17 protein-coding genes, 1 tRNA gene and 1 pseudogene are annotated in these 22,886 nt (G+C 53.6%); 9 read left to right on the top strand and 10 right to left on the bottom strand.

Features of this window, described 5'->3' with window-relative positions:
* Positions 1-69: 69 nt before the first annotated feature.
* Positions 70-1,806 (bottom strand): pyruvate dehydrogenase, encoded by a 1,737-nt coding sequence (locus tag CKV68_RS04675; protein ID WP_095075694.1) that lies wholly within the window; start codon positions 1,804-1,806, stop codon positions 70-72.
* Positions 1,807-1,960: 154 nt separating this feature from the next.
* Between CKV68_RS04675 and thrE (CKV68_RS04680) the strand changes: the two genes are divergently transcribed.
* On the top strand, positions 1,961-3,430 hold the full coding sequence (gene thrE, locus CKV68_RS04680) for a threonine/serine exporter ThrE (RefSeq protein WP_095076234.1): 1,470 nt from the start codon (positions 1,961-1,963) through the stop codon (positions 3,428-3,430).
* 71 nt (positions 3,431-3,501) lie between these two features.
* Here the strand turns inward: thrE (CKV68_RS04680) and CKV68_RS04690 are convergent, their stop codons facing one another.
* Together CKV68_RS04690 and CKV68_RS04695 are read right to left on the bottom strand one after the other, a co-directional pair.
* Complete coding sequence (locus CKV68_RS04690) at positions 3,502-7,167, bottom strand: DUF5979 domain-containing protein (protein ID WP_231910463.1); 3,666 nt, start codon at positions 7,165-7,167, stop codon at positions 3,502-3,504.
* Between the two features lie 482 nt (positions 7,168-7,649).
* Positions 7,650-7,722, bottom strand: a tRNA-Thr gene (locus CKV68_RS04695).
* Between the two features lie 192 nt (positions 7,723-7,914).
* Here CKV68_RS04695 and thrE (CKV68_RS04700) point away from each other — a divergent pair.
* The 5 genes from thrE (CKV68_RS04700) (at position 7,915) to otsB (ending at position 12,571) form a co-directional block, all read left to right on the top strand.
* Positions 7,915-9,459: a threonine/serine exporter ThrE gene (thrE, locus tag CKV68_RS04700; protein ID WP_014836773.1), complete on the top strand. Its 1,545-nt coding sequence runs from the start codon at positions 7,915-7,917 to the stop codon at positions 9,457-9,459.
* A gap of 72 nt (positions 9,460-9,531) precedes the next feature.
* Positions 9,532-9,876 carry a hypothetical protein gene (locus tag CKV68_RS04705; protein ID WP_014526220.1) on the top strand — a complete coding sequence of 115 codons (345 nt, stop codon included), beginning with the start codon at positions 9,532-9,534 and terminating at the stop codon, positions 9,874-9,876.
* Positions 9,877-9,884: 8 nt separating this feature from the next.
* Entirely contained in the window at positions 9,885-11,360 is a 1,476-nt protein-coding gene (locus CKV68_RS04710; protein ID WP_095075695.1) for an alpha,alpha-trehalose-phosphate synthase (UDP-forming), read from the top strand.
* The gene (locus tag CKV68_RS04715) at positions 11,357-11,836 is read left to right on the top strand and encodes a hypothetical protein (protein WP_038619274.1); all 480 of its coding nucleotides are present in this window, start codon (positions 11,357-11,359) and stop codon (positions 11,834-11,836) included. Before CKV68_RS04710 ends, CKV68_RS04715 begins: the two co-directional genes overlap by 4 nt.
* Before the next feature lie 9 nt (positions 11,837-11,845).
* The gene (gene otsB / locus CKV68_RS04720; RefSeq protein WP_013912325.1) at positions 11,846-12,571 is read left to right on the top strand and encodes a trehalose-phosphatase; all 726 of its coding nucleotides are present in this window, start codon (positions 11,846-11,848) and stop codon (positions 12,569-12,571) included.
* Here otsB and CKV68_RS04725 read toward each other — a convergent pair.
* Positions 12,568-13,659 carry a LacI family DNA-binding transcriptional regulator gene (locus tag CKV68_RS04725; protein ID WP_095075696.1) on the bottom strand — a complete coding sequence of 364 codons (1,092 nt, stop codon included), beginning with the start codon at positions 13,657-13,659 and terminating at the stop codon, positions 12,568-12,570. The two genes, otsB and CKV68_RS04725, sit on opposite strands and share 4 nt — an antisense overlap.
* Before the next feature lie 41 nt (positions 13,660-13,700).
* Between CKV68_RS04725 and CKV68_RS04730 the strand changes: the two are divergent.
* Positions 13,701-14,533, top strand: a pseudogene (locus CKV68_RS04730) (CE1 family esterase).
* Here the strand turns inward: CKV68_RS04730 and rlmB are convergent.
* The 5 genes from rlmB to CKV68_RS04755 are packed head-to-tail and all read right to left on the bottom strand — an operon-like array spanning position 14,469 to position 18,688.
* Entirely contained in the window at positions 14,469-15,410 is a 942-nt protein-coding gene (rlmB, locus tag CKV68_RS04735; protein ID WP_014836777.1) for a 23S rRNA (guanosine(2251)-2'-O)-methyltransferase RlmB, read from the bottom strand. The pseudogene CKV68_RS04730 and the gene rlmB overlap by 65 nt on opposite strands.
* Before the next feature lie 21 nt (positions 15,411-15,431).
* Positions 15,432-16,829 carry a cysteine--tRNA ligase gene (gene cysS, locus CKV68_RS04740; RefSeq protein WP_013912329.1) on the bottom strand — a complete coding sequence of 466 codons (1,398 nt, stop codon included), beginning with the start codon at positions 16,827-16,829 and terminating at the stop codon, positions 15,432-15,434.
* Between the two features lie 60 nt (positions 16,830-16,889).
* Complete coding sequence (ispF, locus tag CKV68_RS04745) at positions 16,890-17,369, bottom strand: 2-C-methyl-D-erythritol 2,4-cyclodiphosphate synthase (protein WP_013912330.1); 480 nt, start codon at positions 17,367-17,369, stop codon at positions 16,890-16,892.
* Positions 17,362-18,099: a 2-C-methyl-D-erythritol 4-phosphate cytidylyltransferase gene (gene ispD, locus CKV68_RS04750; protein ID WP_013912331.1), complete on the bottom strand. Its 738-nt coding sequence runs from the start codon at positions 18,097-18,099 to the stop codon at positions 17,362-17,364. Before ispD ends, ispF begins: the two co-directional genes overlap by 8 nt.
* Positions 18,100-18,106: 7 nt before the next feature.
* Complete coding sequence (locus tag CKV68_RS04755) at positions 18,107-18,688, bottom strand: CarD family transcriptional regulator (RefSeq protein WP_013912332.1); 582 nt, start codon at positions 18,686-18,688, stop codon at positions 18,107-18,109.
* Between the two features lie 319 nt (positions 18,689-19,007).
* Between CKV68_RS04755 and CKV68_RS04760 the strand changes: the two genes are divergently transcribed.
* Complete coding sequence (locus tag CKV68_RS04760; protein ID WP_038619284.1) at positions 19,008-19,580, top strand: hypothetical protein; 573 nt, start codon at positions 19,008-19,010, stop codon at positions 19,578-19,580.
* A 63-nt stretch (positions 19,581-19,643) separates the two neighbouring features.
* On the opposite strand, the gene CKV68_RS04765 is transcribed toward CKV68_RS04760, so the two are convergent.
* Entirely contained in the window at positions 19,644-21,104 is a 1,461-nt protein-coding gene (locus tag CKV68_RS04765) for an Ig-like domain-containing protein (protein ID WP_095075697.1), read from the bottom strand.
* A 399-nt stretch (positions 21,105-21,503) separates the two neighbouring features.
* Here CKV68_RS04765 and radA point away from each other — a divergent pair, with 399 nt between their 5' ends.
* On the top strand, positions 21,504-22,883 hold the full coding sequence (gene radA / locus CKV68_RS04770; protein WP_095076235.1) for a DNA repair protein RadA: 1,380 nt from the start codon (positions 21,504-21,506) through the stop codon (positions 22,881-22,883).
* The last annotated feature ends 3 nt before the right edge of the window (positions 22,884-22,886 follow it).

Consider the following 22,886-nt stretch of genomic DNA (forward strand, 5'->3'; position numbering starts at 1 on the left):
CAAAGACGTCTAAAAATGTGTTTTTACAGCCTAACGTCTATGGAAATGCAGGTTCTCTGCCCCGTGTGTTTAGGGGCGCGGGATATTCCGCAGGTTAGACCGCGCCATGTCCACCATGTGGCCCACCCCTCCGCCGAAGACCGTGCGCGTTGCCGCCTTAGAGAAGCCCATGAGCATCTCCATGGTGATATTAGGTGGGATGGAGAGGGCGTTGGGGTCGGTGGTGACGTCGATAAGCACAGGCCCAGGGTAAGAAAAAGCCGCCTCTAGCTGTTCTCTTGCAGTCTTCGGGTCTGTGATCGCGATGTGGCGCAACCCTACGGCAGCCGCGATCGCCGCAAAATCAACGTGTTCATGGTCAGTTTCATACTCAGGTATCCCCTCCACGAGCATCTCAAGCTTGACCATTCCCAAGGACGAGTTGTTAAAAACAACGATCTTGATGGGTAATTGATGAAGTTTCACCGTGAGCAGCTCCCCCATGAGCATGCTGAGACCGCCGTCGCCGGAGAAGCACACGACCTGCCGGTCTCTATCACTGGATTGCGCGCCAATTGCGTGGGGTAAAGCATTGGCCATGGTCCCGTGGCGGAAGGAACCCAGCATCTCGCGCTTGCCATTGGGGGTTACGTAGCGGGCAGCCCACACGTTGCACATGCCGGTGTCAATGGCGAAAATAGCATCATCATCGGCTATCTCATCGATAATGTTGGCAATGTACTCGGGGTGAATAGGCGTGTGCTTTTCCACGTTGGAGGTATATGCCTCAATAACATCGGTGAGCTTTCGGTGATGCAGGTCCAGCATCCGATCAAGGAAACTGCGATCAGTCTTTTCCTCTATGTGCGGCAAAATGTTCTCGATTGTTGCAGCTACATCGCCCACGACGGGATAGGTAATTCGGGTGCGCTTACCAATGTGGGAGGCATCAATGTCCACTTGCGCCACATTCTTTTTGGGGAGGAACTCGGTGTAGGGGAAATCAGTGCCGAGCAGAATGAGGAGGTCGGCTTCATGGGAGGCGTCGTGGCAGGCGCCGTATCCAAGCAACCCCGACATTCCCACGTCATAGGGATTGTCGTGTTGGATATACATTTTTCCACCGAGCGCATGCCCGACGGGGGCTTTGATTTTTTGAGCTAGCGCAAGCACTTGTTCGCGGGCATAACGAGCACCTGATCCGCAGAAAAGCGTAACTGTGGAGGCCTCGTTGATTGCGTGGACTAGGTCGGCTGCCTCCGCAGGATCTGGATAGAGAATTGGCTTTCCCCTCGCGATAACCGAGCTGACAAAAGTATCATCCTCCGCGCGCTGCATGGTGACGTCACCCGGGATCACCAGGACCGATACGCCCTTTCCCGCCATGGTGGACTGAATTGCATGGTGCACAATCGCTTGCCCTTGGGTCGCGGAGTTGGCCATCTCGCAGTAGCCAGAACACTCCGCGAACAGGGCTTCAGGGTGGGTTTCTTGGAAAAAGTGAGAGCCGATGTGTGTGGAGGGAATGTGAGAGGCAATGGCTAGGACTTTTGCACCGTTGCGGTGGGAGTCGTAAAGCCCCTGCACAAGGTGGGTGTTTCCGGGGCCGCAGGAGGCTGCGCACACGGCAAGTTCGCCGGTGATCAGCGATTCCGCGCCGGCGGCAAACGCCGCAGCTTCTTCATTACGGACGTGTACCCATTCGATACTGGATTTTCGCACGGCGTTGACAATGGGGTTGAGGCTATCGCCGACCAATCCAAAGATGCGTTTTACGCCTTGGGCTTCCAGGGTCTCCACAATTTGTTCTGCAAAAGACTGCGCCATGATCGCCCTCCATAAAGTTGATGATGGTTCCGATTGTGCTTCTCTGTTATTCATCGCCGCCATAGTTCGACTGAAATCACACACCCACCCCCTAATTGTGACACAAATAACTAAACGCTGTAGTTCTGTTCGCTGCGGTATTCTGTGTCTCATCATGCTGAAGCTTTTCGACGCCCCCATCTTCCGCATCTTGCGACGTAGGCAAGCAGCATCAACGGGCACCGCTACCATCGACGTCGCAGCCGCACCCCCACTCGCACCCCTCGCACCTGTCGACCTCAGCGACCGCGGGCAAGTCACCGGTGTACTGGAAATCGCCGCGCGTATCGGAGAAATCCTCATCTCCGCAGGATCAACCAATTCCGACGCCAGCGACCAGGTCAAAGCCGTCACAGAGTCATTCGGACTATGGTTTGTTCACGTTGATCTCACGTCCAATCGCATCCGACTCTTTGCCAATGTTTCTGAAGACCGACGCAACCCGGTAACGGTTGTTCGCGTGGTGGCGCCCGCCCCGCAGAACTTTCGAAAACTCATGCAAGTGGATCGCTTGATCCGCGACATCCATTCAGGCCACGCCTCGCCCTTGGATGCCGAAACCCGCCTCGACGCCATACACCGCGCGCCCGACCCCATCGGACTGCCCGGAGTCGTGGCATCTTTTGCAGTAATGAGTGGTGCCGTGGCATTCCTCCTGGGAGGAAATATTCCCGTCGCGCTCATTTCCACCATCGCCGGGGCCGTCATCATCTGGATGAGCGCCTGGCTAGGCAAGCACGGCTTACCCATCTTCTTCCAGAACACCGCGGGCGGGATTTTTGTCGCCTTCCTGGCCGCCATCACCTACGACTGGGGACAGTACTTAGGCCTCTCCATACGCCCCAGCATGGTGATCGCCACGTCGATCATTGTGATGGTCGCGGGGCTGACGCTGGTGCAAGCGATTCAAAATGGAGTCACCTCCGCACCAATCACGGGCACGGCACGGCTTTTCGACGCCCTCATCATCACCGCCGGCATCGTCGCCGGCATCGCCATAGGCGTATCCCTTGCGGGATCGTTAGGATTCTCACTGCCCCCGGTAGAAACCGTCCCCGTCCCCAACTTCGCCTCCAATACGGTCCGCGTCTTGGGCAGTATTTTTGCTACGTCCGGCTTCGCTCGCGCTTGCTACGCAGATTGGCCCTCTGTCTTTATCTCCGCACTCACCGCGGCCTGCGGTTCAAGCTTGTTTTACTTTGTCCTCATCCCCCAGGGGGTTGGAGACATTACCGGCTCTGCACTCACGTCCGTCCTCATCGGGCTCATAGGCGGCTTCTTGGGACGTCGCTACTTGATCCCGCCCCTCATCATCTCTATTGCCGGCATTACTCCGCTACTCCCGGGATCTGCAATTTATCGAGGCCTCTACGGACTACTCCATGATCAAATCTTGGTCGGCTTTTCCAATCTCTCTTATGCCATAGCCATCGCCACAGCACTTTCTTCTGGGGTGGTCTTTGGCGAGTGGATTGCGCGTCGTTTCCGCAGGCCCCCGAGCCTTGATCACTATCGACGCTTCACTCGCAAGCTCGTACGCAACCGCCGCAAAAAGATCTACAAGCAAATCGCGGCAGGCAATTAGGGCATGAAAAAGGCGTGAATCCTTCAGCAGGTCCACGCCTTTTCTTTAATCTTTAGATCCGTACTCTACGCTTAGCTATTGCGACGACGGATCACTAATATCAGCCCAGCAAATATGGCAAGCATACCTAGTATGGCAACGACACCAATCTCAGCGCCCGTCTTAGCCAGCAGCTTCTTCGGTTTCTTGTCAGCATCCTTTGGAGCAGGCACATTCTTGGGCGCCGGCTGCGGAGCCGATGTAGCCGGCGTGACTGGCATAGAGCTAGACGAGGAACCCGATGGTAGCAACGGCGGGATAAAGAGCGGCAAAGTAGGCACCAAGATCCACCACCACGGAATATTTGCAGTGTTGTGAACTTCAATCAATGCGGCTTCTTTGACCGTCTGGACAGAAACCAGCAACGTTGCCGTCCCATCACCATGATCTTTTAGCTCAACGCCTGGATTAGTGGTGCTAAAGCCTGGAGTAGACCAGGTAGTAAACGCAGTATTTTTGGGCATGATCTCCTTCAGTAGGAGTTCAGTTCCAACCGGAAGCGGATCTAGATTAGTGATCTTTCCTTCGCTGATTTTTACCTCACGGGTCTGCTTCACTCCCTTTTCATCTGTCCAAGAAACCTCAACATCAAACTCACGAGGATTCTGAGACGAACCGGAAAGCACTGATCCCAAACCACTCACTTTCTTAGTCAAGGAGATACGACCAAGACCGTCATAAGCATTGACGAGTGTAGATTCGCTGGTGCTTCCCTTATCTCCAACAACTACTTCAGTAGCAGTGGTAGAAGCTGAAAGAGCAAACTCAAATCCTTCAACTTTGGCAGTATCAGTCTTCTCTGTGAACTTACATGTAGCGCCAGAACGCACATCCGTGATTTCTGCAGGCTTCTTAGCAGAAATCGTCACCGTACCATTCTTGGAATATGTGCCCAAGGTGCATACATAATCCACATCGAAATTCTTATTCAGCAGAGCATCTACCTGTGGCCCCAGAATTTTCTTGTTCAGTTTCAAAGAAGCACGCCACGCGGAGTACTCGTTGGTTGCAACAACTTTTTCTTCTTTGTTATCAACAATTGTGATGGAGTCAAGCCCAGAAACCTTTAGATCTGCCTTGCCAACCTCAGCATTTTTCTCTGTGACTGTACAGATAGAACCAGCCGGAATATTTTCAGCCTTGGCTTCTTCACCCGCACCGATTGGGCCAAGAACACCTTCTTTGACTTCACCGAGTTCTTCGTTCACGCACTTGTAATCAAAAGTGAATTTCTTACCGGTAGCAACACCATCAGGATCTACCAATTTCTTAGTGATACTGAAAGATCCAACTTTCTTAGAGTACGTGTTGTTCACAGTCACGGTCCCGGTAGTACCTGCAGTAATAAGAACTGGAGCACCAGTTTCAACTACCAACGAGTAGCCCTTAACCTGAGCGCTTTCCTGATCCTCGGTGACAGCACAAGATGCGCCTTCCGCCAGCTTCTCCACCGTGGCTTCGCCAGCACCAGAAATCTCTTTCACACCTGAAGCGATTTCTTTACCGTCCTTGGTACAGGTGTAGTTGAACTTATAGTTCTTCTTTTCCTGCGCGGCAGGAAGTCCATCAACCGTCTTCACAATTTTGAATCCACCGACCGCAGTGCGGTACGTATTGGTCACAGTAATCTGTGCGGTCTTATCTGCGATAACGCCTACTGGCTGCCCATTATCAATGTCAACAGTTGCATCATCGATTTGGGCGGAGTACTCACGTTCAGCAACTTTGCAGGAATAACCAACCGGGATTTCTGGAGACTCTGTAGAAACACCATTCTTGATTGATAGTGCACCCTTGATTTCTTCTGAACCGTTCTTGGTACAGGTGTAATCCACCGCAAAGGCTTTGTCCTCAGGTACGTTAACTCCGTTTGCTACGACCTTCTTGAGAACCGAGAATTTGCCAAAGTCCTTCTTGTAGCTGTTAGTTACTTCTACTACCCCTGTCTTCCTCTCAACGATAAGTACTTCTTGTTTCTCCGGAATTTCAACAGAATAGCCAGGAACTTTGGCAGAATTTTCTTGTTCAGTTACAAGACAAGATGCCCCCACGGGAACACCATCAACCTGTGTTTCTCCAGCTCCCTTAATAGAAGCTACGCCCGCTTTTACTTCAGCATCATCTTTCTTACAACTGTAATCAAATAAATAGGTAGGAAGATTCTCCGTCTCAGGCAGCCCCTTGACAGTTTTTACGATCTTAAAGCTGCCGTTCTTAGGCTCGGTTTTCTTGGTGTACGTATTTACTGCCTCGACGACAACAGCGTCTTCATTTTTCTCACGAACCGGGAACTCGACTTTTCCATCTTCGACTTTATTTCCACTGACAGTCCAAGTGGTTTCCCTCTCGAACCCTTCAATGTCAGCGTCTTTTTCAGAAACCTTACAAATCAATCCTTTGTCAAGGTTCCCAACATGGAAGTTCTCAGAAGCCTTAAGAGTCGCTGTACCTTGTTTTTCCACCACGCTAGGATTGCTTACAGGAGAACATGACCATTCAAAAGTGAATTCTTTTGGTTCATCAAGACCATTAGCTGTCTTTTGAACTGCAAAACCACCTTTTTTACCTTCAGCCCAACCCCCAGCAGAAGGGATAAAAACCGTACCGGTAACGCTATTTCCATTTATCGTTGCATTATTTGTCACCGCACTTCCCGGTGAAGGTTTCTGTTCAGAATAAGTAAGCAGGTTGATCCGAGGTCCTGTTGTAGGATCCACACCGTAGGGGAACCGAACAGTAACTCTCTCAGGTGTACAAGTAATCTCATACCCGTATCCGAAAGGAACGTCCTCTGTAATCCCTGTTACGTCACTACGTCCACCTACTAAATTACCGCTGCCGTCGACAATATAATGTCGAACAGGATCTTCTCCTAAACTACGCACGGCGTCTAAATAAATAGGTGATCGACCAAAATCGTAATCTCCAGAACATGCAAATTTATGTCCAGCCGGTGGAGTGTCCGTTACAGTGAAATCACTTCGACTAGTGTTGCTACCAACAAAAATTGCCCAGCCAAAGGGATAGATGGTCTTGCCATTAACCTCCCTAGGGTTATCCTGAACACCGCTTTTTCCGTTTCTCTGGGTGACTCCAGAGGTACCATCCGGAGTATAAATTCCCTGTAATTTCCCGTTTCCACAGCCCTCAAAAATCAAATCGGCAGGAGCTCCTTCACTGCCAAATCCATTTGTAGTCAATCCGGACTGGTTGCGATCCCACTCCACAGTAAAAAAAGCACTGCCATTAACATTGAAATGGGTTGTCACGAACTCAGTTAGCGTGAAAACTACTTCTTTTTGCCCAGAGAGAATATTCGTAGTCGCAACGACAGCACCGTTAGAATCCTGTAAATCCAGAGTTCCAGTAAAAACAGTAGTCAGTTGCGGCGGTAGCGTAATTTTAAACTGTTCTCCAGGTTTTACAGATGAGCCAACAGACCATTTAAATTCAACCTGTGCTTGATCTGATTTTCCGTTATAAACATCTCCATTGACACCTCGACTTCCGTCTTTCCATTTAAGATCTGTATAGCTTCCACTGCATTGTTCCTGGGCAATAGCTTTTGGAGTCACCACCACGCACAGCGATGTCACCAAAACGAACACTGCAGCCACGCACAAAGTTTTAAAGGTATTAATGCGACTCAAGGTTTTAAACAGAGGCAAGGAAGCGGATAAAGGAACCTCTAAGTTCATTCTTTTCCAATCTAATTAAAAATTCTTCGATTTAGCCCGCATCCGAGTTCAGACCAGCTGCACTAAATATAGAAAAGAAAGAACGTCAGTCTATCCCGGAAATTACAAGTTCATCCACGGTATCGGTAGTTTAAAAATGCATACTTTGACCCCGCATACGAACATGATGGCTATATCAACAAAAATACCAATTTTTAAGAAATGGACATAATTTTCCCAGGTTTTGCATACCCTACCCCCAAGTAAACCCACCTATTTCCACCCCCATTGTATGCTCGGGGCCGGACGCACTGCGGTGCTCCACTTCCGAGGCTCGTGTGAAAACACGAGCCTTCGTGCATTCAAGAGGAAAAATGTACATCGGATATTTCGACGAATATAGACAGCCCTGCGGCCTGAACCTGCACCCCACCCACATGCCAAAATTCCCCCTTAGTTGGCATCTGCCTTCTCAGTCCAACTAAGGGGGAATTTTTATTTTGAGCTGGAGATGGGACTTGAACCCACAACCTACGGTTTACAAGACCGTTGCGCTACCAATTGCGCCACTCCAGCACACGCTTAAGGCTGACTCACAGAGATTAGTGAGCACCCTTTCGCACGATGATGAATCGTACAACACGAGTGGGCTTTCAGCCAAGCAGGGCTGTGAGCATGAGCTATCCCCTCCCCCACGCGAAAGCTAATGTTTGAGTAACCTCCTAAACTGTAGGATGCAAAGACAACCCAAGGATCAGGGGGCTCGCGGTGAGTTTGCTGGATAAGCTTCGGAGCTGGAATAGCAGTTCCGGCCGTCTGGCCACGATCGATACGGTCAAAGCTGCACCACCGCCTTCACCCCTTGCTCCAATTGACCTCACTGACCCCGCCCAGGTTGCCGCGGTCATGGATCTTGCTGCTCGAATCGGAGACATTCTGCTTTCTGCTGGCACATCCAATCGCGATACACGTGCGCAGGTTCACGCGGTAACCGCAGCTTATGGTTTGCTCTTCTGTCACGTTGACATCACGCTCAACACGATCACGGTGTTCACCACGATCGGCACTACAAAAAAGACTCCAGTCAGCGTGTTTCGCGTCGTCCGCTCTCTCACTACGGATTTTTCCAAGTTAACTGAGGTGGACCGCTTGATTCGTTCGATTCAGGCAGGCGCTACTCCACCGGACGTAGCGGAGAAAATCCTCAACGAGTTATCGCAGACGCGTGCTAAGTACCGTTTCCGTACCGCGGTTTTCGGCTGGGGTTTCCTGGGCGCTGCCGTGTCGATGCTGCTTGGTGGCACTTTTTTGGTCGCGGCGATCTCTTTCGTCGTGTCGCTAGTCATCATGGGCGGAAGCGTGTGGCTTGATCGCAATTCCTTGCCGTTATTCTTCCAATATATCTTTGGCGGTTTTATGGCTACGGTTCCCGCGGCTGTCGCTTATTCGGTGGCCAGCCATTATGGGATGCACGTATCGCCAAGCCATATTGTCGCAGCGGGAATTGTTGTCATGATGTCCAATCTTGCAATGGTCCAGTCGTTGCAGGATGGCATTACAGGTGCTCCGGTCACCGCCAGTGCCCGATTCTTTGAGACCCTGCTGCTCACTGGCGCGATTGTGGCAGGCGTAGGCGCGGGGATTCAGGTTGCGCAGTTAATGGGCATTACGCTTCCACCGCTAGAGGCTGCAGTCTCGTTGGCTGCTAAACCTTCCGTTTCTAAGGTAATTGCCGGTGCTATCGCTTCAGCAGCCTTTGCTGTGGGATGTTTTGCTGAGCTCTCTGCTGTTACAGTTTCTGGGCTTACTGCGGCAGCAGGTTCCTTTGTCTTCTATTACGTGCTTATCCCGTTGGGAATCGGCCCCGTAGTGTCTATTGCTATTGCCGCAACTTTCATTGGTCTCGCCGGCGGTTTGCTTGCCCGCAGGTTTTTGATCCCGCCGCTTATCACTGCTATTGCGGGCATCACGCCCATGCTCCCAGGCCTTTCCATCTATCGAGGCATGTACGCAGCCCTCAATGAGCAGGTTTTGTTGGGATTTACCAACGTAGCTCTGGCGCTTTCGATTTGTTGCGGTTTGGCAGCCGGAGTGGTGTTGGGTGAATGGGTTGCACGCCGAGTACGCCGGCCGCAGCGCTTCAATCCCTATAAAGCTTTTCGACGCACGCGCCGTTATTCCTTCCGCCAAGCTCAGGCCGCTGCGGAGAAGCGCGCAGAGCAGGAAGAGCAGGAAAAACTGGCGCTGCGTAGGCGCATGTCGAAAGGCCACACGCCTAAGTACACGGCGACCAAGCGACGCCGCGGTTTATAGAGTAGAATGTTGGTTTTGCACTGCTTTTCATGAGCCGCGCTTCCGTCATCTTCACTATTCTGAGGAGGATCCTTGCCACCCAAGGTCACTGACACCCGTACTAATTCGGCCGAGTCTCTCCACGCTGTCGAAGCAGAGACAGCCGCTGCCGCGCGCCGCATCGTAGCTGGTTACGCCAAAGATTTCTTTGATGGCGTGACCTTGATGTGCATGCTGGGTGTAGAGCCGGAGGGCTTGTCTTATCGCAAGGTTGCCGCCGAGCACGAGGAAGCTAACGCTCCAAAGAAGACTCGCGCTAAGAAGACCACCAAAAAAGCTGCCAAGAAAACCACCAAGAAGGCCGCGAAAAAGACAACTAAAAAGGCTACTAAGAAAGCCACCAAGAAGACGACAAAGAAAACCACTAAGAAAGCCTGAGGCTAACTGTGAGTGATGAGTTCGGCGACAACGACTTTGTCGTAGTAGCTAATCGCCTGCCTGTTGATTTAACCGTTAATCCTGATGGTACCTCCCAATGGGTAGCTAGCCCCGGCGGACTTGTCACAGCACTCAGCCCTATTCTGTCCCAGCACAGCGGTTGCTGGGTGGGGTGGCCTGGCACCACGGACGGGCATGCGCCCGAGCCTTTTAAGACTGACGACGGCATTCTTCTTCACCCTGTAGCCCTCACCGATTATGACTTTGAGGGCTTCTACGAGGGCTTTTCTAATGCCACCTTGTGGCCGCTTTATCACGACCTCATTGTCCACCCCATCTATAACCGAGACTGGTGGTCGGCTTACCGGGAAGTAAACCTCAAGTTTGCTAACGCGGTGGCAGAGGTGGCCGCAAAAGACGCCATAGTGTGGGTACAGGATTATCAGTTACAGCTGGTGCCTGGTATTTTGCGGCAAACACGCCCAGATTTAACTATTGGATTCTTCCTTCACATCCCGTTCCCCAGCCCGGATCTCTTCCGGCAACTCCCGTGGCGGGAGGAAGTGGTACGCGGGCTTCTGGGAGCAGACCTCATCGGCTTCCACTTGCCAGCTAGCGCAAACAACTTCCTGGAGTTAGCACGGCAAGTAACCGGAACTACGGGCTCTCATACTGGCCAGCCAGACACTTTAGTGGTTCAGGGAACCGCTGCTGTGCGCTCGGTGGAAGCCTCACTGAGGGCAAGCGATGGCAGAGACGTGGGCGTGGCAGCCTATCCCATTTCTATCGATGTCACTCAGCTGACGGATATGGAAACAGACGCCGAGGCCACCCGCGCCGAGTTTGGAGACCCCAAAACCATTATCTTGGGCGTCGATAGGCTTGATTACACCAAGGGAATCCTCCAGCGGCTGCTGGCCTTTGAAGAGCTACTGGAAAGCGGCGCTTTAGATGCTGATGACACAGTCCTGGTGCAGGTAGCTACCCCTTCTCGCGAACGCATCGAGCACTATAAGCAGACTCGCTCCGAGGTCGAGGAAGCCGTGGGCCGTATCAATGGCCGCTTTGGTTCTATCGGACATTCAGTAGTCCATTATCATCATCGCTCTTTGACCAAGACTGAACTTGCCTCACTCTATGCTGCGGCCGATATCATGCTGGTCACCCCCTTTAAAGATGGGATGAACCTGGTGGCCAAGGAGTATGTGGCGTGCCACGGCGATGGGACAGGAGCCTTAGTACTCAGCGAGTTCGCGGGTGCAGCCTACGAGCTTGAGCAGGCCTTCCTGTGCAACCCCTTTGATATGGAATCCATTAAGAAGCAGGTCGTTGCGGCGGTTACCTCATTAAAGTTCACGCCAGATGCTGCCAAGGAGCGGATGATGGCTCTGCACCGCCAGGTTGTGGAGCATGACGTGAACCTCTGGGCCGCGTCGTTCCTTGAGGATCTCCACCGACTTCATGAAAACGGAGTGGAAGAGTGAAAGCCAAGGTCACCGCAGTATTATGCCTGTTCGCTCTCGGATTGGCCGGGTGTGGGGAGAAGAAACAGCAGGTCGCAGGCTCACAATGGCAAGTGACCGACGTCTACACCACACCGGAGTTTCCTCATGAGGTTCCCGATGCCATAGCAGGGGCTGCGGTGATGAGCTTCGGCGGTTCTTCCATGACCGGCTTCACCGGTTGCGCCCCATTCCAGGGCAAGATTTCCTTTAGCGCACAGGAAAAGCAAAACGTTGCCCCTCAGGATGCTGATCGGCTTACTGTAAAGGCCGTAAAATTCCAGCCTATCGACGACGCAACCTGCGAAGGGCGCACGCGGTATATTCATGATTCTCTCGTCGACATCATTGTTGATGCTTCCTTTACCGTGCGGCACGACGGCGCCGGTGTGATAACGCTTCTGCGCAACGGAGACGCAATCGATTCGCCAGCAATACGGCTTGTAGTAAAGCAATAAGGTGGAAAAATGACCCCCGAGTTATCTCGTCTCGCTTGTGTACCGCGTCTGCTTATCGTCTCTGATTTTGACGGCACTCTCGCCGGTTTTAGCACTGATGCTCAAGCTGTCCCCATCGAGCACCGATCGTTGGACGCACTGCGTCGTCTAGCTGCACTCCCCCACACGGACGTAGCTGTTCTCTCTGGCCGCGGCCTTGAGGAGCTCCGTCAGGTCAGCGGGCTCACAGACCCCATCGCGCTCGTCGGTTCTCATGGAGCTGAGTCCTCCATCGGTGCCCCACAGCTCACGGAGGAACAACGCACTGCCCTGCTATCCGTCACGGCCGCCTACGAGGCCATCGCGCAGCGCGTTGAGGGGGCCTTTGTAGAACACAAGCCGTTCCATCGCGTGCTGCACGTTATCCGAGTAGCCGATCACGATCTCGCTCGCCGTCTTCTTGATGAGGCCCTCTCCCTGGATATACCTGGGGTAACGCTCAAAGAGGGCAAGTGGATCGCTGAAGCCAGCGTGATCGATACCAATAAGGGGACGTGGCTCGCTCACCAGCGCACGCGTGCCGACGCCACCATCTTCCTCGGCGACGACACCACAGATGAAGACGCCTTCCGAGTCCTAGGCCCTGCAGACCTCGGGGTGAAAGTCGGCCCCGGAGAAACCGCAGCTACGCATCGTGTGGAAGACCTCAAAGGTGTCGCAGACTTGCTCACGCAGCTTGCGGATCTCCGCGCCTAATCTCTAGGAGCCACCACAGTCTTTCCTGGGTGCAGGCTGGTCGTGAGAATCTCGCGCTCTGTCCCTGTCGTGTCTTGTTCAATGAGGCGGTACAGCATCCGTCCAGCGCACTCGCCTTTGAGCTTGTTAGGCTGCAGGACCGTTGTTAGCTCGCTATTCAGTGCCGGTGCGATGCCATCAAAACCGGTCACAGACATGTCCTCGGGAACAACCAACCCTACGCGCTTGGCATATTCGATAACGCCAAAAGCCATCGTATCCGTGGTGCACAGCACCGCGGTGAGGTCTGGGTGCTCCGTAAGTAGCTCGCGCGCTGCGTCGATATTGTTGGCGGGATCGTTGATATGCCGTTCCACAATCGGGACTGCACCTTGTGGAATCCCTGCAGCGTCGAAGACTTCTAAGGCCCCCTGGACCCGTGCTCTTTGCACATGATGCCGCGCCGAGCTAAGTCTTTCCGCCGTCACCGGCCCGTTGTTAGGAACCGAATCCAGGCGAATACACAGTATTCCAATGCGGCGATGTCCAGCGTCGATAAGGGCTTGCGCGGCCGGGGCAATCGCAGCATGGTCGTCTATCCCGACAAAGGACATGCGAGTGTCATCGGCTGGCTGGTCGCACACCACCGTAGGCAGACCGCGGGTGTGCACGGCTTCCAAGAACGGGTCACCTTGTGCCACCGAGTACACCACAAATCCGTCCACTACAGCGGAGTTCACCAACTGCCGCGCAGCAACCGGGTCCAAAGAGTGCGGCCCCACCGGCACCAACGTCATCGAGGTCTGCGAACCAGCCGAAGCCTCGGCCATTCCCGCCAAAAAATCTACGGAAGCTAAGTCTTCAAAGGCATAGCTCAAGTGATCAGTGAACAGTACCCCCACAGAACCCACGCGGCGAGTACGCAACGACCTCGCCGTTGGGTCTGGCCCCGGATAGCCCAGGCGCTCTGCAGTAGCCAGAATTTGTTCACGCAATTGCGTGGATAGCTGCTCCGGGTGATTGTAGGCGTTGGACACCGTGGTCCGGGAAACACCTAACTCCTGCGCCAAGGACGCCAAACTCGTTCGCTGCTTCTGACGGGAAACCATAGGCACCAACCTACCGCATGAGGTAAATATACTGGGCCATTATGAAGCACAAACTCGGTGAAAGAACTTATATTCGGATCGATCCGGCTGTTCCCAACGGCTCGCTTCTGATGTACCTGCATGGATCCAGGCAATCGGCAAGTGTGGCCCGAAACTTCACCGATAGGACTTTCGACCACTTCGCAGAACACGGCACCACGGTCATCTACCCGGAGGGCATCTCACATCATTGGAACGACGCACGCCGTGATTTCGCAGAACAGACCCGACTGCTAGGTACCGATGACGTCGCCTTTCTTACGGACCTCGCAGCCCCGTATTCCCAGGTTTTTGGCGTGGGATTCTCCAACGGCGCTCATATGCTGATCCGGTTGCTTCACGATTCACCCGGCACTCTCACCGGCGCAGCCCTCATCGCGGCAAACCAGCCCACCCCTTCTCACTTCCTCAGCACCCCAGAGCACTGGTGCCCGACCAAGGTTCTCACCATGCATGGCACGGAGGACCCCATTTCCCCTATCACGGGGGGCTTATCGACGCCGCCCGTGGGGAGGTCCTCCCTTTCCCCGACACCGCCGCCTATTACGCCCGGCTCAACGGCCTAGACCGCTCAACGGAGCGCACGACCCAGGGGTTTAGGGTCACATCGTGGCCTGGTGAGCACCCCGTCGAGGCATGGTCGCTCACAGGCATCGGCCACGTGGTTCCCACGCGGCATCCCGTGACATCCGCATTCCTGGGTCCCACGTCGACCAATTTTGTGGCGGCTACGGCAATCGCTAGGTTCTTTGACTTGCCGTACCCAGAAGCTACTGAGTCCTGCGCTGGCGAGCAAACTCGCTCAGCACCACGCCCGCAGCCACCGAGGCGTTGAGCGATTCCACCCATCGCGCCATCGGAATAGACATGATGGAGTCGCATGTCTCTCGCACCAGGCGAGAGATGCCCTTGCCTTCAGAACCAACAACGATAACGACAGGTCCCTTGCCGTCATATGTGTCTAACGTTGCGTCACCTCCGGCATCGAGGCCAACGACCTGGTAACCGTTTTGCTGGAACTCTTTGAGCGCACGCGTGATATTTGTTGCCTTGGCCACCGGGAGTCGCGCCGCAGTACCAGCCGAGGTACGCCAAGCCACAGCGGTCACTGAAGCAGAACGGCGCTCCGGGATCACCACGCCGTGTCCGCCAAAGGCAGCCACCGAGCGAATAACAGCGCCCAAGTTCCGTGGATCGGTGATGTTGTCCAGCACCACGATCATGCCGGGTTCACCGGAGTCCTTGGCCTGAGTAATCAGGTCATAGACCTCAACGTACTTGTATGGCGGGATCTGTAGGCCGATGCCTTGGTGCATACCGTTGCCCGTCATACGGTCAAGTTCGTGTCGCGCGACCTCAATCAGTGGGATGCCCCGGCTATGAGCCATCTGGACGGCTTCGCTGAGCCGGGCATCATTCTTTGTGCCTTCCGCGATGTAGAGGCTCGTGGCAGGAACCTTGGCATGCAGGCACTCCACTACTGGGTTACGTCCCACAACCAGCTCAGCCGTTTCCTCTTTCTTATGGCGGCCCTGATCACGACGCTGCTTTTCCAGCTTGCGCTTGTGCGCCGCATGGTACACGCGATCTTCGGCCTTTGGTGTAGGGCCTTTGCCTTTTAATCCGCGCCGTCGAACAGCACCGGATCCTTTGGTAGCGCCCTTTTTGTTGGTCTTGCGAACGCCGGGGCGATTGGTCTCTTTTCCTGACATTGACTGTCTTTCTTGGTCTATTTATTGATTGTCGTTGAGCGCCCAGGTGGGCCCATCGGCGGTGTCTGTGACTGTGATGCCGGCAGCAGCAAGCCGGTCGCGGACCTGATCTGCTGTTGCCCAGTCTTTGGCTTCTCGTGCTGCGGTGCGTCGTTCCAGCTCTGCGCGTACGAGGACGTCGAGAGCGGCCATCGCCTCTTCAGAGGTATCGGACTCAGTGTTCCACTGCTCTGACTGCGGATCGATTCCAAGAACTGAAGTCATAGCGCGTATCGACGACGCAATGCGCTGAACCTCTGCGATATCGCCCGAGGATAAAGCGGTATTACCAGCGCGAACTAGACCATGAATCTCCGCGAGAGCTTTGGGGACCGCGAGGTCATCGTCCAAAGCTGCCGCAAATTCCGGTGTCCAGGCGCCTATATCCACCGGTCCGACTTTTGCGAGGAATGCCTCAATACGACGATAACCAGCAGCGGCTTCTAAGAGAGCGTTATCGGAATACTCGAGCATAGAGCGGTAATGAGCTGAGCCAAGGTAGTAACGAAGCTCCACTGGACGTACTTTCTCCAAAATATTGGGAACGGAAAGAACATTGCCCAGCGATTTTGACATCTTCTCCCCGCTCATGGTCACCCAGTGATTGTGCATCCAATACTGAGCGAATCCATCACCTGCGGCATGCGATTGCGCGATTTCGTTCTCATGATGTGGGAATTGTAGGTCAAGGCCGCCGCAGTGAATGTCGAATTCACCGCCGAGGTACCACGTGGCCATCGCGGAGCACTCAAGATGCCAGCCGGGGCGCCCGTCTCCCCACGGTGTAGGCCACGATGGTTCACCCGGTTTGGCAGCCTTCCACAGCGCAAAATCGTGCACGCCACGCTTGCCGTGGTTTTCTGTTTCGCCTTGCTCCATCTCTTCGACTTTGTTGCCGGAGAGACTTCCGTAGTCTGATCCCTGCGCCGCAGTCCAGGCAGAAACATCAAAATAGACGGAGCCCTCAGCTTCATAGGCATAACCGTTATCTATGAGGCGCTGCATGTAGTCGATCATTTGAGTGACGTGACCGGTGGCACGAGGCTCAACGGAGGGCGGGAGAACCCCAAGCTGATCGTATGCCCACGTGAACTCTCGTTCATACGTGGATACCCATTCCCACCAGGGGCGACCATGTTCTTCCGCTTTGCGGAGAATCTTGTCATCAATATCCGTGACGTTACGAACAAACGCAACATCGAGGCCTTTGGCGAGCAGCCATCGGCGCAGGATATCAAAAGCGACTCCCGAGCGAACATGCCCAATATGTGGCTGTGCTTGAGGAGTTGCTCCACACAGGTAGATCGATGCGTGTCCTTCACGCAAGGGCGTGAAATCTCGAAGCGAACGTGTTCCTGTGTCAAAGATGCGTAGAGTCACAAAAACTAGTCTATCGGACGTGGGAGCTTTTGCTTCATTTGCTTAACCCACGCCCAATGGTTACTTCCAGACCACCGCCGTAGCCACGGCGGCCCGCCCTTCACTGCGCCCTGTAAAACCAAGATGGTCGGTCGTGGTAGCTGATACCGAAACGGGAGCGCCAAGGATCTCGCTCATCACACGTTCGGCTTCTTCCCGGCGCGGCCCCATTTTGGGACTTTGTCCTACCAGCTGCACGGCGCCGTTTCCAATGGTAAAACCATGTTCTTCCAGCAAAGCTCGACATTCCTGTAGCAAACGGGCACCGGAAACCCCGTCGTATTCTTTTCTTCCTACTCCCACAAAGGAACCTAGGTCGCCAAGGTTTGCTGCGGACAGGAGAGCGTCGACAAGCGAATGCGCGACCACATCTCCATCGGAGTGTCCCTCACAGCCGTCTTGGCCAGGAAAAAGTAGGCAGGCTATCCAGCAGGGTTTGCCAGCTTCGATTTGGTGGGCGTCGGTGGCAATCCCCACGCGCGGGATGATCGGGTTAGTCACTGGGTACCTCAAAGATCGTAGGTTCGGCTTCATCGGTCACTGCCTTGGCCAGCGCGTAATCCAATGGTGTGGTTACTTTGAAGGCCATGGGGTCGCCCTGCACACACTGAACGTTCACACCGAACCATTCCATAAGGCTGGCATCATCCGTAGCGATAAATTCAGGTTGTTGCTCAAAATAAGCAAGGTTCGCGGCACGCAATTGGGCCAGGTCGAAACCCTGCGGAGTTTGCACCGCGCGTAACGACGAGCGTACGGGGGTACGCAGCACTGTTGTGCCGTCGACCTCTTTGATCGTGTCTGCCACGGGCAGGACCGGAATGACGGCCTCTGCCCCCTCCAAAACCGCACGGGCGACTCGTGCAATCATCCCCGGCGGAGTCAGTGCACGAGCAGAATCATGGATCAACACTACCGCGTCTTTATCAGGTAGAGATTGCAATCCGCACCAGACTGAATCAGCTCTTTCCTCTCCACCGTGCACGAGCCGAACGGGAATTTCTGGGGATGGAAGCAGCCCCGCCTGGCCCAAAATGCGCTCAGCATAATCTTGCATCTCTGGGCTAATAATCACGATCACTTCATCAACAATGCCGGAGGTGAGCATCGCTTGGACAGATCTAACCAAGAGCGCTTTACCTCGAAGCGGCACATAGGCTTTAGGTAACTCAGCCCCCAGGCGTTTACCTTTTCCCGCTGCCGCAACGATAGCTACGACGCGCCTAGGCATGGCGGTTCTAGTCCTCGTCGTCAAAGCTGAGGTCATCCAGATCGATATCTGACTCCTCAACTTTGTTGACCTCAGGGAGGTCAATCCCAGCAGCGCGATGACGCTCTATGGTCGCATCGACCTCTGAAAGCAATTCATCTGCCTTTTTTTCATCGATATTTTCTGCCAGGGCTAGTTCTCCAACAAGTATCTGGCGAGCCTTGGCAAGCATTCGCTTTTCACCAGCAGACAAGCCTCGTCCCTGGTCACGACGCCACAGGTCACGAACCACCTCAGCGACCTTGTTCACGTCACCGGAAGCAAGACGTTCTTGATTTGCTTTAAAACGACGTGACCAGTTTCCGGCTTCCTCTACGTCGATCTCCCGCAAGAATCCAAAGACCTTTTGCAGACCTTCATCATCCACAACGTCACGTACGCCCACCAGCTCAGCGTTCTTAGAGGGAACACGAACCACGAGATCTGATTGGTTGATTTGGAGGACCAAGAATTCCAAGGTCTCACCGTTCATTTCACGCTGTTCGATCGCCTCGATGACTGCGGCACCATGATGCGGATAGACGACGGTATCGCCGACCTTGAATTCCATCTAAACTCCTTGAGCGTTCGCGTTTAACCGCCGTATTCTACCACGACTCCAACCAGCACTTTTAGCTGAGCGCACTATTCACATCCGAACCGGACAATAAATAATTTTCGCTTCAGAAAAATAGGCGGCAAGATATGCAAAATACTCGACTGATCCCCACCACAAGACAAAAAGTTCCCATGGTTCTAAAGTTTCCCCCCGTTTGGCTTCGAGGACGTACAAATAAGTGTGTGAACAGCAGCACTAGATACTAGAGTGAAGAACGAAAAATGTGACGAAACTCTGCTCACAGTCGTCACGCCCCTACAGTCTCACCCCTATGGAGGACGAACAAGTGAAGTCCATGAAGTCTGTCGCCCGCCGTGGCGCTTTGATCTCCGCCGCTGCAGTTTCCACAATTACCCTGGCAGCCTGCAGCGCAGGACAGATCACTCAGACCTCTTCACAGGTCGCAGCTGTGGACGGAACCCAGGCTGACACCGAAAACGGCACCATCGCACTCCGCGACGTAACTGTTCACCTTACGGACAAGGGTGAAGCAGGCGTAAAGTTCACTGCCGTCAACCAGGACAACAGCAATGCACGGCACACGCTCAAGTCCATCACCGTTGGCGGAGAGAAAGCAGTGATCACCGGGGAGACCACAATCAACTCAGATTGTTCACTCGTTGGCGATGTCCCTTCCGAGCTGACCAAGCTCACTAAGCCAAAAAATATCTGCATCGAGCACGTTTCCACCACGATTGCCAACACCGGCCTAGCCGTTGGCGGAAACAAGGACGTTGTGTTCACATTCGACTCCGGCACCATCACCACCACTGCAACGATCTCCACCCCGGTCGTTGAATCCGGTACACAGGACCGCGAGGTTGGTGCCCACAACGCCCACTAATCACTTAAGGCAAAACCAAAAGGCTTCTCCATCAATGTTGATGGAGAAGCCTTTAAGCTTTATCTACTTAACTTTGCGCAACACTGCGATGCCGCCAGCAATAGCTATGAACCCAATCGCGTTAAAAGCTAACGCCGTGGGAAGCATTCCTCCCATAAATTCCCCCTGCGCTTCACGCATGATGTGCATCTCACCAGGGAAAACCCACGGACCACCAGCCATGGGTCGAGGCTCGGCCATGGCGGTATGCTGCGGTTCTTTATCTACAACTTTGACCTCTTTAGTAGGCTTGCCGCTCTTATCCCTACCAGCATCCACTTGTACGCTAACGTCGCTATGACGTGGATGTGCTTCTGATGACGCACCCTCTTGCGGAGCAGGAATCATATGAGGCTCTCGGCCTGGGGCCTCTTGGCGCCCTCGCAACTCTGGATGCTGCGCACGGTCACCTTCTAGCTTCCGTCCTCCAGGCAGAATCGGTTCAAAGATACGGTGAGGACGCTCGGCACGTGTTTCCTTTGCGTCTTCTTCCCCCAGAAGATCAAGCAAAGACGCTAGCCCAGATACATCCGCATCAGAGTTTGTAAATTTTTCCTCCCCGCTAGCTTCAACAGATACTCGAGGCTCCTTTTTTTGTGGAGCCGTAGGGAGAGGTCTTCCGCCATCAGAGATGAGAGGCAAAGGAAGTCCGGGTTCAATAACCGCCATGGGAGGAGCGTCTGGATCTAGAACATCCAGCGGAGCATCCACAAAATCTCCCGGCTCTTCTTCGCCTTCCGGTTCATCTTCTGGATATTCCTCATCAGGTTCAGTCACATCTTTAAATGGGTCTTCTGAAAAAGTGTCCGCGGCGGGCATACGATCAGATTCCTCAGCGCTAGGGAACCAGTCGCCCTCCATATCTGAAGAGTATGACTTTTTGGTAGCTAAATCATTCATCTCCGGGGACTTAGGATCCACATGCACTAGTGCCTGACCAAAGCGCCCCAAATCGAGAATACTAGGACCGACCGAGCCCGACTGGAGCACGGGAGCATTCACAGTAAGGTGACCAGAAGAAGTTTGACCAGCTATTTCTTTGTTAAAGGTAATCCGTAAATAGTTGTTCGCATCAATAACACCTTGCGCAATCACCCTGTTTAACGCGCGATCAGGAATCTCAAAAGTAAGGGGACCACCAATATCTAGTTGCTTAGGCAATTGATATTGAATCGTGTCCCCCTCACGAATCCCCACCACGTCTTTCCACGCGATAGCTATGCCGACGAGATGACCTTCCTCGACATGAAATTCCCGGCTCCCCTGCTCCCCCTTTGGGAAAACCTTCACATCTGTAATTGATGCGCTTCTATCACTGGCCCGTCCAGGCTCTAATGCACGAAGAGGACCCGGCGTCGCCGAGGAAACGCTCACAATCTCTGGAGCGTTATGTGCCATAGCCGGGGCGGAAAATGCGACAGCAATGCAAGCAAGCGAGCCAACAAAACCTACCTTCGCCGCATCTCGCACTCTTCTCGCACCCATGTATACCTACCTAAATTCAGCTTCGCGGAACACCCATACCAAGCCGAATGGAATCTAAGCTTTTCCCTAAGCCTATTTTTAATTTACTCCTGTCATAGTAGTTGAATTTCCCAAACATCAACAACTCTTCCCACATTTTTCCGCAAACACACAACCCCCGCTCAGGATGCATAAAACCCGAAAAGCCTGCCAGCGATACAACCTTTAACCAATCAATACTTTAGCTAATTATAATAATCGCTTCAGGAAAATTCATACCTTTATTTTTTTAATATCTGCACTAGTGCAACTACCAGTAATTATGCATTTTTACCGATTATTTCAAGTCATTTTTATGTAGCATGCAGTATTCGAACATCCGAAGATCCCAATGTCATGACTGTGTCCTATGGTGTTCTCATGGCAAAGAAAGCGCGCAGCATTCACACATGCAAAGAATGCGGATACTCCTCCCCCAAATGGTTGGGACGCTGCCCCGAGTGCGGATCTTGGGGAACCATGGAGGAACAGCGTGTGAGCGCTCCATCAAGCACTCCAAGCGTCTCATCCAGACCCATGGGCCTCACCCCAACATCACCTGCTGTATCGATCACTAGCATTAACGCGAATACATCAGTGACGCGCTCAACCGGTATCAGTGAACTTGATCGAGTGCTGGGCACGGGTATTGTTCCAGGTTCAGTGGTCTTGTTAGCCGGTGAGCCAGGCGTAGGTAAATCCACGCTCTTGCTAGAAGTCGCGAGTAAGTGGGCGCAACAACCTGAAGGCGATTCCACTCGAATCGCTCTCTATGTCACTGCAGAGGAGTCTGCCGGGCAAGTGCGAATGCGTGCAGAACGCACTGGTGCGTTACAAGAAACCCTCTATCTCGCCGCGGAATCACACCTTGATATCGTCTTTGGCCATGTAGAGCAGTTGAAGCCAAGTCTGCTTATCGTGGATTCCGTACAAACCATGCAAGCCGCAGGCGTGGAAGGTGTCGCAGGCGGTGTAGCACAATCACGCGCGGTGACTGCCGCGTTAACGAGCCTTGCAAAGACCACCGGAATTCCCATCCTCTTGGTGGGACACGTGACCAAAGACGGAAATGTGGCGGGCCCCCGCGTCTTGGAGCATCTTGTGGACGTAGTCCTTAACTTTGAGGGCGATAGACATTCCAGCCTCCGAATGCTGCGTGGCATCAAAAACCGTTTCGGAGCTACCGATGAGGTCGGTTGCTTTGAACAACAGTCTGATGGCATCCACGAGGTCCCCGACCCCTCCGGGCTTTTCCTTTCCCACCACGGCTCCACTCCCGATGGCACAGCTGTCACTGTGGCTATGGATGGAGTACGCCCCATCGTTGCTGAGGTGCAGTCACTCGTGGTGCCCACTGAAGCTAAAAACCCGCGCCGCGCGGTCACCGGACTTGATCCCACGAGAGTCCCCATGGTTCTTGCAGTTCTCGCAGCCAGAGCTGGCAAAAGAACGCATAGTAGTGAGGTCTATGTGGCCACCGTGGGTGGCATGAAAGTAGGAGAACCTGCTACAGATCTTGCTATTGCCCTTGCCACCGCTAGCGCGCTGATGCGCACCCCCCTGCCCTCTAAAACAATTGTCTTAGGGGAAGTAGGACTTGCTGGGGAAATTAGGCGGGTGCCCAATATTGATCGTCGCCTTGCAGAGGCACAACGACTCGGATACACCGCCGCCATCATCCCGGATGGCATCACTAAGACAAAGGGGATTACCGTTAAAAAAGTACGCGACATCCAAGAAGCCCTGGATGCCGCGTTTTAAAGA

Source organism: Corynebacterium ulcerans (assembly GCF_900187135.1).
In the GTDB taxonomy this organism is placed as follows: domain Bacteria; phylum Actinomycetota; class Actinomycetes; order Mycobacteriales; family Mycobacteriaceae; genus Corynebacterium; species Corynebacterium ulcerans.